Genomic DNA, 16278 nt, shown 5'->3' on the forward strand with positions numbered 1-16278 from the left:
GGATCGAGTGGTATCGGCGTGCACCGGAAGCCACTCGATCCTGCATCGAGCGCGACCGTGACGCCGTTCGCGGCACCCCGCCACCACCCGCGTCGATTCGCCGCGGTGGCCCGCCAGCGGCGGCTGCCCGAACGACGCGGACGTGACCGGTTACGGCCGGAGGGCAACGGGTAGTGGTCAGTCATGCGCGACGACGAGTACCCGACCCCCCTGTCCGACCCTGAGGCCGACGGCCTGCCGGACACCGCCGACGACGACTCGACGGCCGGTGACGACGTGCTGACCGGCCGGGAGGCGGACGGCCCGGCGCCGGCCCAGTTGCCCGGTGACCGGACCCCGGTGGCGGTGGACGAGTTCGGCACCACCGCCGAGGAGCAGCTCGACGGCGAGTCGCTGGACTACAAGCTCGGCCGGGAGCGGTTCGAACTGCCGGTCGACGACCCGCTGGCCGGTCCGGTCGACCCGGACATCGCGGCCGAGGCGGACAGCCGGGAGCAGGCGGCGCAGGCGCAGCTCGACGCCGACGTGATCGATCCCGGCCCGACCTCCGACCCGAACTCCCCGGTGTCGCTCTACGACCACGACCGGCTGGGCACCGTCGCCGACGCCACGGTGGGCCGACTGGTCGAACCGGACGAGGGCACGCACACCGACCAGGAGACCGACTCCATCGCGTACGACGCGGGAGCGGCCGGTGGCGGAGCCAGCGCGGAGGAGTTGGCCGTGCACGAGACCCGGCCGCCGCACTCGGTCTGAGTCCCGCTCACGACGTCACTGCGCTGCGTGCCGCCGTACCTGCTGTGCCTGATGGTTCGCTCGCTGCGCTCGCTCATTCGTCCAGGCCGCGTTCGATCGCGTACCGGGTCAGTTCGACCCGGTTGTGCAGTTGCAGCTTGCCGAGCGTGTTCTGTACGTGGTTCTGCACCGTCCGGTGCGACAGTCCGAGCCGCTCGGCGATCTGCTTGTAGGACATCCCCTTGGCCACCAGCCGCAGCACCTCGGTCTCCCGGTCGGTGAGCCGGGGTGCGGTGTCCTGCGTACCGGCGGGAGCCTGTTCCCGGACGGCGGCCAGCCGGCGGTACTCGCCGAGCACCAGCCCGGCCAGGCCCGGCGTGAAGACCGGCTCACCGGCGGCGGTCCGGCGGACCGCGTCCAGGAACTCCGCCAGCCCGGCCGACTTCAGCAGGTAGCCGGTGGCGCCGGCCTTCACCGCGTCCAGCACCCCCTGCTGCTCGCCGCTGGCGGAGAGCATGAGCACCCGCACCTCGGGCCGTTCCGCCCGCAGGCCCCGGATCACCTGCACACCGGAGATGTCCGGCAGTTGCAGGTCGAGCACCACCAGGTCGGGGCGGGCCGCGGCGATCACCCGGACCGCCTGCCGGCCCTCCCCGCAACTGGCGACCACCTCGTGGCCGGCCTCGGTGAGGTCGCGGGCCACCCCTTCCCGCCACATCGGGTGGTCGTCGACCACCATCACGCGTACGCCGTTCACGATCCCCTCCTCGGCACGGTGAGCTCGACCTCGGTGCCGGAGCCCGGGGTGGAGTTGATCCGGGCGGTCCCGCCGAGTTCGGCGAGCCGGCCCTGAATCGCGTGGGTCACGCCGAGCCGGCCCTGGGCGGCGGCCTCGGCGAGTCGTTCCGGGGTGAAGCCCGGTCCCTCGTCCCGGATCGACACGGTGACCGCCGTTCCCTCGTCCTCGACCAGCACCCAGGCACGTCCGTCGCCGTGGCGGGCGACGTTGTCCAGCGCGGCCCCGATCGCGGCGGCCAGTTCGCGGGCCACCGGCGGGGCCAGCGGCACCGGGGTGGCCGGCGCGGAGAGCGACACGCCGCCCGTGGCGTACCGGCCGAGCAGCGCGCGCAGGTCCACCGGCGAGTCCACGTCGTCGACGGACATCGGGCCGGTGCCGGAGATCAACATGCGCAGCGCCGCCTCCTGTTCACCGGCCAGCCGGGCCAGTTCGCCGGCCTCGCCGTCGAGTCGCTCGCCGCGCCGCTGCACCAGGGCGAGCACCTGGAGCACCGAGTCGTGGATGTCGCGGGCCAGCCGTTCCCGTTCGCGGTTGGCGGCCTCGATCTCGACCGCCCGCTGCAACCGCTCCCCGGCGGTCACGGTGAGCCGGGCGACGTGCCCGACCACCACGCCGGCGAGCAACATCAGGATCGCGCCGTTGATCGCCGTGGGGGTGGCCATCCCCCGGGTGGCCAGGTCGGTGGCGCCGACGACCAGAGCGGCCAGCGCGCCGCGTCGCCGTCCGCCGCAGACCGCCCAGGCCAGCACCGGGCCGCTCAACCAGGCCACCGCCATGGTCGGCAGGCCGGCGTCCAGCGCGTCGCGGCCCATCACCCAGGGAGTGGCCAGAAGGATCGCCACCACGACGCCGAGATCGGCCAGGAGCAGCGGCCAGCCGCGCCGGGCCGGAGCGGCGTAGCCGATCGCGGTGACGCCGGTCCAGACCGCCATCGCCAGCACCAGCACCCCGGCGAGCAGAGGGTGGGCGTAGCGGTCCGCGTCGCGCAGCACGACCACGCAGACGTACGCCAGCGAGGCCACCCGGAAGACCGCGACGGCCCGCCAGAGAGGGAGTTCGAAACCACCGGGGGCGGACACGCCCGTCACCATGCCACAGCCTGTGTGACGGGTCCTCGCCGATGCGGTCCCACGAATCCTGACGTACGGTGGTAAAAGCCGCTTAAAGCTCTGCGATCTCCTGTCGGGACGGGGCCATGACGAACGCAGAACCCCGCACACCGCGTACGGTGGTGCCCATCGAACACACCCTCCTGATCGCCGACGCCTTCGACCAGGCACAGGTGACCGAGCTGCGGCACTCGGTCGCCTCGTGCGTGCGTGCCGCAGGGCTGCGCGACGACCGCCTCGACGACTTCGTGCTCGCGGTCAACGAGCTGATCACCAACGCGGTCCGGCACGGCGGAGGGCGGGGCTGGCTCCGGCTCTGGCGGCAGTCGGAACTGGTGGTGTGCGAGGTCTCCGACCACGGTCAGGGCATCAGTGTGCAGCGCCTCGACGACCGCAGCCGGCCGGCGCCGGAGACCGCCGGCGGTTGGGGACTCTGGCTGGCCCGCGAGCTGACCGACGCGATGGACGTGGAGACCGGCCCGGAGGGCACCACGGTCCGCATCACCTCCGCGACCCTCCCCACCGAGCAGCACATCGGCCGGCACCGCAGCGAGTGACGACCGGCGCCGGGGTCACTCCCAGCGGTTGCCGGTGATCTTCTCGTAGACGTCCACGTAGCGGGCCCGGGTCGCCTCGACCACCTCGTCCGGCACCTCGGGCGCCGGTTCGCGCCGGTCCCAGCCGCTGCCCGCCGCCCAGTCCCGCACGTACTGCTTGTCGTAGGAGAACTGCGTACGGCCCGGCTGGTACGACTCGGCGGGCCAGAAGCGGGACGAGTCCGGGGTGAGCACCTCGTCGGCGAGGACCAGGGTGCCGTCCGCCGCCCAGCCCAGCTCGATCTTGGTGTCGGCGACCAGGATGCCGCGCTCGGCGGCCAGCTCGGCGCCCCGGCAGTACACGTCGATGGTCAGCTTCCGCAGCCGCTCGGCGGTCTCCGCGCCGACCTCGTCGACCACCTCGGCGAAGGTCATCGGCTCGTCGTGCTCGCCCATCGGCGCCTTGGTCGACGGGGTGAAGATCGGCTCGGGCAGGATGGACGCCTCGCCCAGCCCACGCGGCAGCGCGACGCCGGACACCGCCCCGGTGCTCTGGTACTCCTTGAGGCCACCCCCGGTGAGGAAGCCGCGGGCGACGCACTCCACCGGGACCATCCGCAACCGGCGGCACCGGATCGCCCGCCCGGCGAACTCGGCCGGCACGTCGGTGGCGGAGATGACGTGGTGCGGCACCAGGTCGGCGAGCTGCTCGAACCACCACAGCGACAACGCGGTGAGCAGCTTGCCCTTGTCCGGGACCGGAGTCGGCAGCACCACGTCGTAGACGGAGATGCGATCCGAGGCGACCAGGATCAGGTCGTCGCCGTCCGCGTAGACGTCCCTCACTTTGCCCGAGTGCAGAAGTTCCACGCGGACAAGTAGACCACGCCCCGGACGCACCACCGTGCCGGGACCGCAGCGCGCGGGAGGCGCTGCGGAACCCGTTCAGCGCCGCCGGTTACGGGTGAGCCGCACCAGCAGCAGGACGACCACGGCCACCACCGCAAGGCAGCAGAGCAGGCCCAGGAAACCGAAGAAGCCGCCACCGCGCCCACGCCGCCGGGCGGCCTCCACGACCAGTTCCCCGGGGCCGGTCGAGGCCCACGCCGCGACCGGCACGAACACCGCCAGCACGACCGTTCCCAGGAGCGTGCCGAGCCGCCCCCACCACTTGCCGATTGAAGACATGGCCCCATCCTCGCGGAGGTCCGCAACCCCTGCCGGGGAACAGCGCACCGCCGAGGCGGGCCCACCGGCCGACGGACGAAGGCCGGAACGGCAGGGATCGGAAACGACGAAGGCCCCGGGAGATCCCGGGGCCTTCGTCGTGCAGTAGCGGGGACAGGATTTGAACCTGCGACCTCTGGGTTATGAGCCCAGCGAGCTACCGAGCTGCTCCACCCCGCGTCGGTATGTGACAACCCTACCCCATGCGGTACGAGCCGCACCGACCACCCCACCCACCCCCGAAGAAGGTGTTCCGGCACCGGTCGGGACGGGCCGCCGCACTCCGGACAACGAGAAAGGCCCCGGGAGATCCCGGGGCCTTTCTCGTGCAGTAGCGGGGACAGGATTTGAACCTGCGACCTCTGGGTTATGAGCCCAGCGAGCTACCGAGCTGCTCCACCCCGCGTCGGTAGATCCACCGTAGCGCACCACCCCGCCCCGCCGCAAAACGACTCACAGAACACCGTGGGCGACCGGTGGGCCCGGACGCCGAAGGGCCCGCGGCGGCGACGGATCGCCGGCCCACGGGCCCTGTCGGAACGTGCTTCGTCAGCCGGTCGGTGACGGGCTGCCGGTCGGTGCCGTACCGTTCGCCCCGGCCGCCTGCTGCGCCTGCTGGAACGCGGTCAGTGCCTCGTCCAGCGTCTTGAGCGCCCGGCCGTACCGCTCGAAGTCACCGGACGCCTGCGCGTCGCGCACCTCGGTGATCGCCGCTCGCACCCGGTCGGCGGCGACCCCCAGGTCGCCGGTGAGCGGCGGCGCCTCGGTCGGCGTGGGCGTGGGCGCCGGCTCCTCGCCGCCCGGCGGCGGCTCCTCGCCTGCGGGCGGCTCCTCCGCGGCCGGCGGCGGGTTGCCGGCCGCCGCCCGCTTGCCCTGCTCCACGAGCTGCCGGATGCCGTCGGCCGGGTTGTCGGCCAACACCACGAACGAACCACCGTCGCCGTACGAGAGCAGCACCTTCTGCAACAGCGGGTACGCGTCGGTCTGGTTGCTCTTCACGTAGACCGGCTCGACGTAGAGCATGCCGTTGCCGAACGGCAGCGAGAGCAGGTTGCCGTACTGCACCTGGGCCTGGTTCGAGGAGAGCAGGTTCAGCTGCTGCCGGATGTTGGCGTTGTTGGTCATCTGCTGGTGCACCTGCACCGGGCCGGAGACCCGGGTCTGGTCGGGCAGTTCCAGCACCTGCAACCTCGGCCGCCCGTCCTGGTACGACGCCGAGATCAGCGCGGCCAGGTTCTGCCGGCCGTTCGGGGTGACCGCGCTGGTGAGCTGGAAGGTCGGCTGCTCCTGCCCGGGCATCTGCGTGTAGAGGTAGTACGGCGGCTGCTTGACCCCGCTGTCCGGCGCGTCCGGCACGTTCGGCACCTGCCAGAAGTCCTGGCCGGAGTAGAAGTCGCCGGGGTTCGTGACGTGGAACCGGGTCAGCAGGTTGCGCTGCACCTTGAACAGGTCGGCCGGGTAGCGGAAGTGGTCGGCCAGCGCCTGCGGGATCTCCTCGCGCGGCGTGATCAGGTCACCGCCGAATGCCTTGTTCCACGCCTTGAGCACCGGGTCGTTCTCGTCGAACTCGTAGAGCCTGACCGTGCCGTCGTACGCGTCCACGGTCGCCTTGACCGAGTTGCGGATGTAGTTGACGTTCTCCCGGGCCAGCTGGATGGTGCCCCGGCCGGTCAGCTCGTCGGTGGTCTCCTGCTGGAGGTTGACCCGCTCGGCGTACGGGTAGGTGGCCGAGGTGGTGTAGCCGTCCACGATCCACTGCACCCGGCCGTCCACCACGGCGGGGTACGGGTCGCCGTCGAGCGTCAGGAAGGGCGCGACCTTCTCCACCCGGTCCCGGGGGTTCCGCACGTAGAGCAGCTTGGAGTTGTCGTTGACCGCCTCGGAGAGCAGGAAGTTCGGCTCCTGCTCCTTGATGGCGTAGAGCAGCCGCCGGGAGAACGACCCGACGTCCACGCCGCCCTCACCGGTGTAGGTGTAGTACGACTCGCGGCCCTCGCCGCTCTCGCCGGCCGGCCGGTCGAACTCCGCCGGGTTGGCGTCCTCGCTCGGCTTGCCGACGATGGCGTAGTCACCGTCCTGCATCCGCTCGCCGTAGTAGATCCGGGGCTGGCTGGCCGGGATCTGGTCGGTCGGCGAGGAGCAGGACTCCTGCGACCGCTCGCCGAGGAAGCCGGAGACGAAGAAGGGCTGGCCACCGCAGACGACCTGGTTCGCGGGGGCGGCCACCACGCCGAACCCGTGGGTGTAGACGGTGTGCCGGTTGATCCAGTTGCTCTGCTGGGCGGTCAGCTCGCCGTAGTTGATCTCACGGACGCCGACCACGTAGTCCTGGGTCTTGCCGTCGACCGTGTACCGGTCGATGTCCAGCTTGGGGCCGAAGTCGTAGAAGCCACGGACCTGCTGGAGCTGGGTGTAGGTCTCGCTGACCAGCTGCGGGTCGAGCAGCCGGGCGTTGGGCACCACCGAGGTGTCGGTGGCCAGGTTCTCCGACGGGGTCAGGTTGCTGGCCGAGTACGCCGAGTTCTCGGCGATGTCCAACCCGTACGAGGCTCGGGTGGCGTCGATGCTGCGCTGGATGTACGGCGCCTCCTTGTCCCGGGCGCTCGGCTTGACCTCGAAGGTCTGCACCGCCCAGGGGTAGATGCCGCCGATCGCCACCGCCGAGACGCCGAGCAGCGCCAGCGAGATGCCCGGCCAGACCAGGTTCCGCATCCAGGCGTTGGAGAAGACGATGATCGCGATCGCCACCACCACGGAGATGTAGGCGAGGATCTCCTTCGCCGGCAGCAGCGCGTTGATGTCGGCGTACCCGGCGCCGTAGACACCGACGCCGTCGTTGTACTCCAGCAGCATCGACCGCCGGTCCAGCACGTACGCGACGGCCTTGAGCAGCACGAAGACCGCGACCAGCGAGCTCAGGTGGGCGCGGGCCGCCCCGCTCATCCGGTCGCCGACGCCCTGCAGGCGTACTCCGCCGAAGAGGTAGTGCACGGCCAGCGAACCGATCAGCGCCAGCACCACCGCGGTGAAGCCCAGCCCGAGCAGGAAGCGCCAGAACGGCAGCTGGAAGACGTAGAAGCCGACGTCCACACCGAACTCCGGGTCCTGCACGCCGAAGTCACCGCCGTGCAGGAAGAGCAGCCACTGGTTCCAGCGGCTCTGTGCGGACAGGCCGGCGAAGAGACCCACCACCACGGCGGCGGCGGCGATCCAGAGCCCGAGCCGGGGGCCGAGCAGCATCCGGTAGCGCTCCAGCGTCGCCTGCTCCGGCGAGTGCGGACGCATCCGGGGGCGCAGCCGCTGCGCCAGCCAGAGGTTGCCACCGACGATCAGACCCATCGCGACGGCGGCGGCCAGGAACAGCAGCAACCGGGTGACGATCACCCCACGGAAGACGGAGGTGTAGTCGACCTCGGAGAACCAGAGCCAGTCGGTCCAGGCCTGCACCCCCCAGCCGAGCAGGGTGAACAGGACGAACACTCCGATCAGCACCCCGATCGTGACGCGTCCGCGTCGGCTCATCCTCGGCAGGGGGCTGCTGCTACGCATGACCACTGTTGGCTCCGCACGCTCGTTATGATCGGCTCCGACCAGGCACCCAGAGTACGGGGTGTTCCTGAATGCGTTGTGGCAGGTCGCGCCGCGCAGCCGACACCCGGCCCGCGAGCGATCGCACCGACCCGAAGTCGGCCCAGGTCAAGAGCGTGGTCCCGGCGGGACGCCGGGTCGGTCCGGCGGTCAGCAGAGCGTCGGTTCGCCCCCGGCACGCAGCGTCTCCATCGCGCTGAGCGCCTCGTCGAGCGAACCCACCCGGACCAGCGGCAGGTCCGGCTGGCGGTTGGACACCGCCTCGGCGCAGTTGGCCGCCGGCACCAGGAACACCGTGGCGCCGGCCCGCTTCGCGCCGACCAGCTTCTGCGGGATGCCGCCGATCGGCCCGACCTGGCCGGAGTCGTCGATGGTGCCGGTGCCCGCGATGACCCGGCCGCCGGTCAGGTCCTCCGGCGTCAGCTTGTCGATGATCCCCAGGGCGAACATCAGCCCGGCGCTGGGCCCGCCGATGTCCTGGAGGTCGAAGGAGAGCGTGAACGGGTGCGGCTGCTGCTGCTCGATCTCGACCCCGATCCGCGGTCGGCCGTCCTGCTCCTGGGTGGTGATGGTGTCGGTGCGGGCGGCACCGTCTCGGGTGTACCCGACGCGGAGCGCGGTGCCCGCCGGCTTCGCCCTGACCAGCTCGGTCAACCGGCCGGCCAGCGGCACGGGCTCCCCGTCGACCGAGGTCACCACGTCGCCGGGACGCAGCACTCCGGCGGCCGGTCCGTCGGCGGCGACGGTCTTGATCACGACCTGCACCTCGTACCCCAGCTCCCGCAGCGCGGCGGTCTCCGCGCTGGTCTGCGAGACCTGGAAGTCCTCGGCGTTGCGCTGCTCGACCTCCTCGCGGGTCTCGCCGGGCGGGTATACCAGCTCGCGCGGCACCACCGCCTGGTCGTCGGAGAGCCAGCCCTGGATGGCCGAGCGCAGCTTCACGGTCGGCTGCACACCCACCGTGGTCAGCCGCAGTTGCCCGGCCGAGTCGGAGGTCTCCCCGCCGGTGACCTGGATCACCTCCTTGCCGTCCTCCTGCCCGAGCGTGTCCACCGTCGGACCGGGACCGAGCACGACATAGGGGACGGGCGCGCCGAGCACCCCGATGCTGAGCAGAGCGGTGAGCAGAGCACCGAGGAGGACGGTCACGCCACGTCGTCTCATGCGCCAGAGCGTACCGAGCCGGTTCTCGGCCTCCGGGCGGCACGACGACGACTTCGCCCTCAGCGCAACTGCGGTGACGGCGACCAGGGGCACGGCGCGCGTACCGTAGAGCTCGTGCCTGATATTCCGTTCGGTTTCGCGCTCCCGGGTGGGCAGCCGCCCGACCCCAACGACCCCGCGCAGATGCAGCAGTTCATGTCGCAGTTGCAGCACCTGCTCTCCGCGCCGGGCAGCGGGCCGGTCAACTGGGATCTGGCCCGTCAGGTGGCGGCCAGCCAGCTCGCGGCGGCGGGCGACCCGGCGGTCTCGCCCTATGAGCGCAACGCGGTCGATGAGGCGCTGCGCATCGCCGACCTCTGGTTGGAGCCGGCGTCGGCCCTGCCCTCCGGCATCAAGACCACGGTGGCCTGGAACCGCAACGAGTGGATCTTCAAGACGCTGGACGTCTGGCGCAAGCTGTGCGACCCGGTGGCAAGCCGGATGGTCGGCGCGATGGGCGACCTGGTGCCGCCGGAGGCGCGCGCCCAGCTCGGCCCGATGCAGTCGATGGTGGCCACCCTCGGCGGTGCCCTCTTCGGCGGTCAGCTCGGTCAGGCGCTCGGGTCGCTGGCTGCGGAGGTGCTCTCCGCCGGTGACATCGGCCTGCCGCTCGGCCCCGCCGGGACCGCCGCGTTGATCCCGGCCAACATCCGGGGTTACGGCGAGGGCCTGGAGCTGCCCGAGGACGAGGTACGCCTCTACGTCGCCCTGCGCGAGGCGGCCCACCAGCGACTCTTCGAGCACGTGCCGTGGCTGCGCGGGCACGTCCTCACCGCCGTGGAGACGTACGCGGCCGGGATCCGGGTCAACCGGGAGGCGATCGAGGAGGCGATGGGTCGGGTCGACCCGACCGACCCGGAGTCGATGCAGGCGATCGCCCTGGAGGGCATCTTCACGCCGGAGGACACCCCGGCACAGAAGGCGTCACTGGCCCGCCTGGAGACCGCTCTCGCCCTGGTCGAGGGCTGGGTCTGCCACGTGGTGGACGGTGCTGCGGACGGCCGGCTGCCGAACGTGGTCTCGCTCGGCGAGGCGTTCCGTCGGCGGCGGGCGGCGGGTGGACCGGCCGAGCAGACCTTCGCCGCCCTGGTCGGGCTGGAACTGCGCCCTCGCCGGCTGCGTGAGGCCGCCGCGCTCTGGGCGGCGCTCACCGAGCACCGGGGCATCGCCGGACGGGACGCCCTCTGGGGCCACCCCGACCTGCTGCCGTCCGACGCCGACTTCGCCGACCCGGTGGCCTTCGCCATGGCCGACATGGACCTGATGACCGAGCTGGAGAAGTTCGACTTCTCCGCTCCGGGCGGCCCGGAGGAGAAGATCCCGGGCGAGGTCGAGGGCAAGGGCCCGGACGGTCCGGAACGCCCCGACGACACCGAGGGCGACGACCGCCGCTCCTGACCCCGCCGCACGCGAGCATCGCCGGTCCGGCCTCAGCCGGACCGGCGGTGTGGGTCGCGCGTCAGCCGGTCCGGTCGGCGCCGGTGAGCAGGGCCCGGGTGTGTTCCCAGCCGTCCAGCGCGAGGTCGAGCCGGGCCAGGTCGGCCGGGCCGCGTAGCCGGTGCCAGGACGGGGTGACCGCGAGGTCGCCCGGCTCGGGCGCCGCCGCGCGCACGGCCGCGGGCACGGCGCTGTCCAGATCCAGCGCCGGCAGCCAGGAGGGTACGGGCAGCCGGACCGCCGCCCCGAGCAGTCCCGGCACACCACCCTCGACCGGGGCGAGTGCCACCGGCCGGCTGGTGAGCGGGCGCAGGAGCTTGCCGACGGTGAGTCCGGGCAGGTCGGGGGCGTCCCCGGCGACCACCGCCGCCTGCTCGTAGCCGTCGCCGGAGGCATCGAGGGCGGCGAAGACGGCGTTGGGCGTCGGCTCGGGCACCTCGTACACCGTCGTGCCGGGCCAGATCACCTCGTCGGCCAGCCGGCGGTCCGCCGGGGTGACCGCCACCGCCGTGTCGACCTCGTTGAGCATGGCGAGCAGGTCCACCACGTCCTCGGCGAGCGCGCGCCGCCAGTCCACCGGGTCGATGCCGGGTGGCGTCCAGGTGACCGGGGCGAGCAGCGCCACCACCACACGTCGGGCCATGCGTCGACCCTACCGCCGGGCGGCGGACCGCTCAGGGCGCGCCGCCCACCGCCGCGACACCCTCCAGGTAGCCCCGGGCGCGTTCGGTCTTCGGGTACCGGCCGACCAGCGCCCAGAACTGCGCGTTGTGGCTGTGCACGATGAGGTGGACGAGTTCGTGCAGCAACACGTAGTCGATCACCCACTCCGGCATCTCCTGGAGCCGGTGGGAGAGCCGGATCGAGCGGTCCGCCGGGGTGCAGGAGCCCCAGCGGCCGTTCTGGTTGCTCACCCACCGGACGCTGGCCGGCACCGCCTGGTCGCCGTACTCGGTCAGGTACAGCTTGATCAGCCGGCCGGACCGCTCCACCAGTTCGGCGTCGGAACGGGTGAGGCGCCCCTCGCGGGCGGCGAGCCGGGCGAGCATCCGGTCGACCCACTCGCTCTCCTCGGCCCGGGAGAACTGGTCGGGGATGAGGACGACGACCCGCTCACCGTCTCGGTAGGCGGACACCGTACGTCGCCGACGCTGGCTGCGCCGTACCTCGACGACAGGCTTCCGCGCCCCCGCCATCAGTGGACCGCGCAGCCTCGGTTTGCTGTCACGTTGGCAAGCTAATGCGTTGTGACCAGGGGTCCGCAAGGGTCAACCCCCCGACACGCGCCCGGAAAATGGGGATTGGTCGCCAGGAGTCCCGAAAAAATTCTTGCCGGAGCATCGCGCGGCGTCACGATCACCCTTCGTGACGGCCGGTGAGGTGTCACAGCACCGACCCGCACCACGGTAAGTGATCATCACTCGACCCCGCCAGCGGGGTCCCAATCTCCGGCCGCACCGCCCGACCAGCGGATTTAGCGGCCTCCAGTCGGCGTGTCCCCGCCAAAAGGACTGATCTGGCGCAATTCGGCGTGCACACTCTCGACGTCGCCTTGCTCACAGTGGCAACGCGCAACTGACATGGAACCACCCGCACCTGGGTAGGGTCCGCCAACCGGTGGTCATGTGGATGACCACGGAGAAGACCCGATGTCGGACGTCGTAGGCGACCGCGCCGGGAGAACCGCCGGACCGGCATCGACCCGGCGGACGAGACGAGGAGGCACACCGTGGCCGACCAGGCCCAGACCTACAACGGTTACTGCGTCAAGTGCAAGGAGAAGCGGGATTTCGAAGGCCGCGTCGAGGTTTCGAAGACCGGCATGAACATGGCCAAGGGCAAGTGTCCGGTGTGTGGCACAACAGTGAACCGCATCCTGGGCAAGGCGAAGGTCTGACGTACGCGTCCGCGCGAGGGGGTGGCCGTCGGCCACCCCCTCGCGGCGTTTCCGCTCACTGTCGGGCCACCGACAGGGTTACCGACGAGTTGTGGAAAACTCGCCAAATCCTGTGGACAGCCCTGGATCTGCGGGTGGCCACCTGTGGACAACGATCGACGGACAGCAGGGAATCGGTCACTGTTCGTACCCATGCCGCCGATCACGGACCACCCGCCGTCGCCCCGACCCACCCTGCTGCCCGGCCTCAGCCGACTCTGGCGCGACCGGCACACCCTCCAGCTCGGGCTGGCACCGGAGCGTGCCGTCCTGGTCGAGTTCGCCGACCCCGGGGCGGTCCGGCTCCTCGACCTGCTCGACGGCACCCGCAGCGAACGGCAGGTGCTGACCGGTACGGGCGGCCGTCCGGAACACGCCCGCGCCCTGCTCGACGCGCTGCGTGAGGCCGGCCTGGTGGTGCCGGCACACACGCTGGTGCCCCGGGATCTCGCCGAGCCCCGCCGGAGCCGACTCGCCGCGGAGGCCGGCGCGCTGGCCCTGGCCGCCGCCCGGCTGCCCGGCACTCCCGCGCAGGTGCTCCGGCGTCGCCTGGCCGCCCGGGTGACGGTCACCGGTCCCGGGCCGCTCGGCGCCGCCGTCACCCTGGCCCTGGCCCAGGCCGGCGTCGGGCACGTCCGACCCGACCTCAGCGGCCCGGTACGCCCCGTCGACCTGGTCGGCAGCGGTATCGCCGCCGCCGATCTCGGCCGGCCACTCGACGCGGCCGTCCAGGCGGCCGTGACGCGCGCCGCACCCGGCACCACCACCGGCCCACTGCGACGGACCCGGCCCGACCTGGTGATCCAGCTCGGCCTCGACCGGCCGGCCGCCCTGGTGGCGGCCGGTCACGCCCAGCGTCGGCAACCGCACCTGCTGATCGACGTCCGGGAGGGCGTACCGGTCATCGGGCCACTGGTCCAGCCGCCGACCGGACCCTGCCTGCGCTGCCTCGACCTGCACCGCGCCGACCGGGACCCGCACTGGCCGGCGCTCGCCGCCCAGATCGCCCGCGCGCCCGCCACCCCGACCTGCGCCACCGGCACGCTGCTCGCGGCCACCGCCTACGCGGTCACCGAGGCGCTGACGCAGCTCGACGGCGGCACACCGGAGACGCTCGGCGGGGCGGTGGAGGTCGGTCCTTCGGGCGTCGCCCGACGCCGGCACTGGCCACCGCACCCCCGCTGCCGGTGCGGTGCGTACACCGAAGATGAGCGCCAGCCCGGCCGCAGAGCAGCAGCGGGCCCGCCGAGTCGGTAACAATGACCTCGTGACCGACATCCCGCGCCGGGCCGTGTCCCGCACCGCCAAGCTCGCCGCACTGCCGCTCGGCTTCGCCGGGCGGACCGTCCTCGGCATGGGAAAACGTGTCACCGGGCTCGCCTCCGACGTGATCTCCGCCGAGATCCAGCAACGCACCGCCGAGCAGCTCTTCAGCGTCCTGGGCCAGCTCAAGGGTGGGGCGATGAAGTTCGGCCAGGCGCTGTCGGTCTTCGAGGCGGCCCTGCCCGAGGAGGTCGCCGAGCCGTACCGGCAGGCCCTGACCAAGCTCCAGGAGGCCGCGCCGCCGCTGCCCGCCGCCAGCGTGCACAAGGTCCTCGCCGAGCAGTTGGGGCCGGCCTGGCGTGAGCGCTTCGTCACCTTCGACGACTCCCCCGCCGCCGCGGCCAGCATCGGGCAGGTGCACCGGGCCGTGTGGCGGATGCCGGACGGCACCGGCCGGGACGCGGCCGTCAAGATCCAGTATCCGGGCGCCGGTGACGCCCTGCTCGCCGACCTCAAGCAGCTCTCCCGGCTGAGCGCCATGTTCCGGGCCATCCAGCCCGGGTTGGACGTCAAGCCGCTTCTCGCCGAGCTGCGGGAACGCATCACCGAGGAGTTGGACTACGAGTTGGAGGCGGAGTCGCAACGCGCCTTCGCCGCCGCGTACGAGGGCGACCCCGAGATCTCCGTCCCGGCGGTCTTCTCCGCCTCGCCCCGGGTCCTGGTCACCGAGTGGGTGGAGGGCACGCCGCTCTCCGACATCATCCGGGAAGGCAGCGAGGAGCAACGGGACCGGGCCGGCCTGCTGATGGCCACGCTCCACCTCTCCGCACCGGCCCGGGCCGGGCTGCTGCACGCCGACCCGCACCCGGGCAACTTCCGGCTGCTGCCGGACGGCCGACTCGGGGTGATCGACTTCGGCGCCGTGGCCCGGATGCCGGAGGGTACGCCGGAACCGATCGGCCGCGTCGCCGCCCTGGCCCTGCGGGGCGACGCCGACGGGGTGGAGGCCGGGCTGCGTTCGGAGGGCTTCCTCAGCACCGACGACCCGATCGACGCCCGCGCGCTGCTGGAGTTCCTGCGGCCGATGCTGGAACCGATCGCCGTCGAGGAGTTCCGGTTCTCCCGGGCCTGGCTGCGCGCCGAGGCGACCCGGCTGGCCAACCCGCGCTCCCCCGCCTACCAGTTCAGCCGGCACCTCAACCTGCCCCCGTCATACCTGCTCGTCCACCGGGTGACGCTCGGTTCGATCGGGGTGCTGTGCCAGTTGGAGGCCAAGGCGCCCTACCGGGGCATCCTGGAACGCTGGCTGCCCGGTTTCGCCCCGGTCGGCTGAGCACCGACCCACCACACGACGACGGCGGGCGGGGACCCCTTGGTCCCCGCCCGCCGTCTGCGGTGTCGGTCCTACAGGACGCCCAACTCGCGGGCCGACCGGGTACGGCCGGTCATGGCGACGGTACGGGCGGATCGGGTTGCCTCAGTGCTCGTGGTGGTGCGGCCGGCCTGAGGCCGCAGCATTCGTACCCGCGCCAACGCTTCGTGGAGTAGGTACATGTCGGTGGTTCCGTTCGGCAGGTGCAGCATCGTGGTCAGCTCTCTCTCGGCCGGCGCAGTGCCGGGGTCGGTCTGGTTCGGGAACATGTCAGGCAGCCAGCCGGACCGCGTTGCGCGACGGGGCGAGCCCGTCGGCGGCCAGTCGCGCCTCGGCCTCGACCCGCAGGGCGGCGTCACGGGCGATGTCCTCCTTGCGCGGGCGACCACGGGGCCGCTTGCGCGGGACGACCGCGCCACGCTCGAAGATCTCGCCGCCCCAGACGCCCCAGGGCTCGGCCCGCTCGACCGCACCGGCCAGGCACTCGACGCGCAGCGGGCAGTCCCCGCAGAGCGACTTGGCCAGTTCCAGGTCGGTGGGCGAGTCGGAGAACCACAGGTCGGGGTCGAACTTCCGGCAGGGCAGGTTCGCCTCCATCTCGACGCTCAGGTCAAGTGGGGCCAACGCCAGACTCATCGCCCGGTCACCTCTCTCTCACTTCGATCTCGTGGATCGCTGTTCCGACGTACTCGGCGGTGCAAAAAAACTGAGGCCGCGGATCCCGGTATGCGGGTTCCGCGGCCTCGAGGTGAGCCGGTGGTCTGTTGGTCAGACCGGTCTACCTCGAGGTGGAACACCGCGGACGTCCATCCGCTTGCTGGCGCCATCGACGCCCTTGCCCGTGAAGCCACTGGTCCCCTGGATCCCGTTCGGCTTCGGTGCGAGGATCAGCTCGGCCTGAACCTCGACCCGGTGCACCTGCGGAGCCCACGGTCGCGTGGCGACGACAGTCGCCCGAACATCCGTCGCCGGAACGACGGAGATCAGGGCAGCCGACAGCGGAGCGACGGCAACGGGCAGCGCCGTCGGACGCTGGTTGATGTAGCTCTCCATCGGTGCCACCTCCAGACCTT

At 72.0% G+C, this 16278-nt stretch carries 17 protein-coding genes and 2 tRNA genes; 6 read left to right on the forward strand and 13 right to left on the reverse strand.

What is annotated here, in order from left to right:
- Positions 1-183: 183 nt before the first annotated feature.
- Positions 184-756 carry a DUF5709 domain-containing protein gene (locus HUT12_RS27350; RefSeq protein WP_176095157.1) on the forward strand — a complete coding sequence of 191 codons (573 nt, stop codon included), beginning with the start codon at positions 184-186 and terminating at the stop codon, positions 754-756.
- A 73-nt stretch (positions 757-829) separates the two neighbouring features.
- Here HUT12_RS27350 and HUT12_RS27355 read toward each other — a convergent pair whose 3' ends face one another.
- Together HUT12_RS27355 and macS are read right to left on the reverse strand one after the other, a co-directional pair.
- Positions 830-1474, reverse strand: coding sequence for a response regulator transcription factor (locus HUT12_RS27355; RefSeq protein ID WP_131056433.1), 645 nt, complete (start codon positions 1472-1474; stop codon positions 830-832).
- A gap of 14 nt (positions 1475-1488) precedes the next feature.
- A complete protein-coding gene (gene macS / locus HUT12_RS27360; protein ID WP_368660295.1) occupies positions 1489-2613 on the reverse strand; it encodes a MacS family sensor histidine kinase in 1125 nt (374 codons plus the stop codon).
- 116 nt (positions 2614-2729) lie between these two features.
- On the opposite strand from macS, the gene HUT12_RS27365 reads away from it, so the two are divergent.
- Complete coding sequence (locus HUT12_RS27365) at positions 2730-3200, forward strand: ATP-binding protein (protein ID WP_176095159.1); 471 nt, start codon at positions 2730-2732, stop codon at positions 3198-3200.
- Positions 3201-3215: 15 nt separating this feature from the next.
- Here HUT12_RS27365 and HUT12_RS27370 read toward each other — a convergent pair whose 3' ends face one another.
- The 6 genes from HUT12_RS27370 to HUT12_RS27395 form a co-directional block, all read right to left on the reverse strand.
- Positions 3216-4049 carry a phosphoribosylaminoimidazolesuccinocarboxamide synthase gene (locus HUT12_RS27370; protein WP_131056425.1) on the reverse strand — a complete coding sequence of 278 codons (834 nt, stop codon included), beginning with the start codon at positions 4047-4049 and terminating at the stop codon, positions 3216-3218.
- Positions 4050-4124: 75 nt separating this feature from the next.
- A complete protein-coding gene (locus tag HUT12_RS27375; RefSeq protein WP_131056423.1) occupies positions 4125-4367 on the reverse strand; it encodes a hypothetical protein in 243 nt (80 codons plus the stop codon).
- Positions 4368-4512: 145 nt separating this feature from the next.
- Positions 4513-4586: transfer RNA gene (locus tag HUT12_RS27380), tRNA-Met, on the reverse strand.
- Between the two features lie 152 nt (positions 4587-4738).
- Positions 4739-4812 (reverse strand) — tRNA-Met (locus tag HUT12_RS27385).
- A gap of 143 nt (positions 4813-4955) precedes the next feature.
- The gene (locus HUT12_RS27390) at positions 4956-7955 is read right to left on the reverse strand and encodes a UPF0182 family protein (RefSeq protein WP_176095160.1); all 3000 of its coding nucleotides are present in this window, start codon (positions 7953-7955) and stop codon (positions 4956-4958) included.
- Between the two features lie 189 nt (positions 7956-8144).
- The gene (locus tag HUT12_RS27395) at positions 8145-9158 is read right to left on the reverse strand and encodes a PDZ domain-containing protein (RefSeq protein ID WP_131055852.1); all 1014 of its coding nucleotides are present in this window, start codon (positions 9156-9158) and stop codon (positions 8145-8147) included.
- A gap of 114 nt (positions 9159-9272) precedes the next feature.
- On the opposite strand from HUT12_RS27395, the gene HUT12_RS27400 reads away from it, so the two are divergent.
- Positions 9273-10595 carry a zinc-dependent metalloprotease gene (locus HUT12_RS27400; RefSeq protein WP_131055854.1) on the forward strand — a complete coding sequence of 441 codons (1323 nt, stop codon included), beginning with the start codon at positions 9273-9275 and terminating at the stop codon, positions 10593-10595.
- Between the two features lie 61 nt (positions 10596-10656).
- Here the strand turns inward: HUT12_RS27400 and HUT12_RS27405 are convergent, their stop codons facing one another.
- Together HUT12_RS27405 and HUT12_RS27410 are read right to left on the reverse strand one after the other, a co-directional pair.
- Positions 10657-11277, reverse strand: a complete 621-nt coding sequence (locus HUT12_RS27405) for a hypothetical protein (protein WP_176095161.1) — start codon at positions 11275-11277, stop codon at positions 10657-10659.
- 31 nt (positions 11278-11308) lie between these two features.
- A complete protein-coding gene (locus HUT12_RS27410; protein ID WP_131057806.1) occupies positions 11309-11830 on the reverse strand; it encodes a M48 family metallopeptidase in 522 nt (173 codons plus the stop codon).
- Between the two features lie 533 nt (positions 11831-12363).
- On the opposite strand from HUT12_RS27410, the gene HUT12_RS27415 reads away from it, so the two are divergent.
- The 3 genes from HUT12_RS27415 to HUT12_RS27425 all read left to right on the forward strand — a co-directional run bounded on the left by HUT12_RS27415 (position 12364) and on the right by HUT12_RS27425 (position 15166).
- Complete coding sequence (locus HUT12_RS27415) at positions 12364-12531, forward strand: DUF5679 domain-containing protein (protein ID WP_012014940.1); 168 nt, start codon at positions 12364-12366, stop codon at positions 12529-12531.
- 192 nt (positions 12532-12723) lie between these two features.
- Positions 12724-13827 carry a TOMM precursor leader peptide-binding protein gene (locus HUT12_RS27420; RefSeq protein WP_176095162.1) on the forward strand — a complete coding sequence of 368 codons (1104 nt, stop codon included), beginning with the start codon at positions 12724-12726 and terminating at the stop codon, positions 13825-13827.
- A 10-nt stretch (positions 13828-13837) separates the two neighbouring features.
- Positions 13838-15166, forward strand: a complete 1329-nt coding sequence (locus HUT12_RS27425) for an AarF/ABC1/UbiB kinase family protein (protein ID WP_176095163.1) — start codon at positions 13838-13840, stop codon at positions 15164-15166.
- Positions 15167-15237: 71 nt separating this feature from the next.
- Here the strand turns inward: HUT12_RS27425 and HUT12_RS27430 are convergent, their stop codons facing one another.
- The 3 genes from HUT12_RS27430 to HUT12_RS27440 all read right to left on the reverse strand — a co-directional run bounded on the left by HUT12_RS27430 (position 15238) and on the right by HUT12_RS27440 (position 16258).
- On the reverse strand, positions 15238-15474 hold the full coding sequence (locus tag HUT12_RS27430; protein WP_131056528.1) for a hypothetical protein: 237 nt from the start codon (positions 15472-15474) through the stop codon (positions 15238-15240).
- A gap of 1 nt (position 15475) precedes the next feature.
- Positions 15476-15841 carry a WhiB family transcriptional regulator gene (locus HUT12_RS27435; protein ID WP_131056526.1) on the reverse strand — a complete coding sequence of 122 codons (366 nt, stop codon included), beginning with the start codon at positions 15839-15841 and terminating at the stop codon, positions 15476-15478.
- A gap of 132 nt (positions 15842-15973) precedes the next feature.
- On the reverse strand, positions 15974-16258 hold the full coding sequence (locus HUT12_RS27440; protein WP_131056524.1) for a hypothetical protein: 285 nt from the start codon (positions 16256-16258) through the stop codon (positions 15974-15976).
- Positions 16259-16278: the final 20 nt, after the last annotated feature.

This window comes from Verrucosispora sp. NA02020, from assembly GCF_013364215.1.
In the GTDB taxonomy this organism is placed as follows: domain Bacteria; phylum Actinomycetota; class Actinomycetes; order Mycobacteriales; family Micromonosporaceae; genus Micromonospora.

Coding starts and splice junctions, on each gene's coding strand:
- HUT12_RS27355 (WP_131056433.1), bottom strand. CDS start 1,474: ATGGTGGTCGACGACCACCCGATGTGGCGGGAAGGGGTGGCCCGCGAC.
- HUT12_RS27350 (WP_176095157.1), top strand. CDS start 184: ATGCGCGACGACGAGTACCCGACCCCCCTGTCCGACCCTGAGGCCGAC.
- HUT12_RS27435 (WP_131056526.1), bottom strand. CDS start 15,841: ATGAGTCTGGCGTTGGCCCCACTTGACCTGAGCGTCGAGATGGAGGCG.
- HUT12_RS27420 (WP_176095162.1), top strand. CDS start 12,724: ATGCCGCCGATCACGGACCACCCGCCGTCGCCCCGACCCACCCTGCTG.
- HUT12_RS27395 (WP_131055852.1), bottom strand. CDS start 9,158: ATGAGACGACGTGGCGTGACCGTCCTCCTCGGTGCTCTGCTCACCGCT.
- HUT12_RS27440 (WP_131056524.1), bottom strand. CDS start 16,258: ATGGAGAGCTACATCAACCAGCGTCCGACGGCGCTGCCCGTTGCCGTC.
- HUT12_RS27405 (WP_176095161.1), bottom strand. CDS start 11,277: ATGGCCCGACGTGTGGTGGTGGCGCTGCTCGCCCCGGTCACCTGGACG.
- HUT12_RS27390 (WP_176095160.1), bottom strand. CDS start 7,955: ATGCGTAGCAGCAGCCCCCTGCCGAGGATGAGCCGACGCGGACGCGTC.
- HUT12_RS27375 (WP_131056423.1), bottom strand. CDS start 4,367: ATGTCTTCAATCGGCAAGTGGTGGGGGCGGCTCGGCACGCTCCTGGGA.
- HUT12_RS27365 (WP_176095159.1), top strand. CDS start 2,730: ATGACGAACGCAGAACCCCGCACACCGCGTACGGTGGTGCCCATCGAA.
- HUT12_RS27430 (WP_131056528.1), bottom strand. CDS start 15,474: ATGTTCCCGAACCAGACCGACCCCGGCACTGCGCCGGCCGAGAGAGAG.
- HUT12_RS27410 (WP_131057806.1), bottom strand. CDS start 11,830: ATGGCGGGGGCGCGGAAGCCTGTCGTCGAGGTACGGCGCAGCCAGCGT.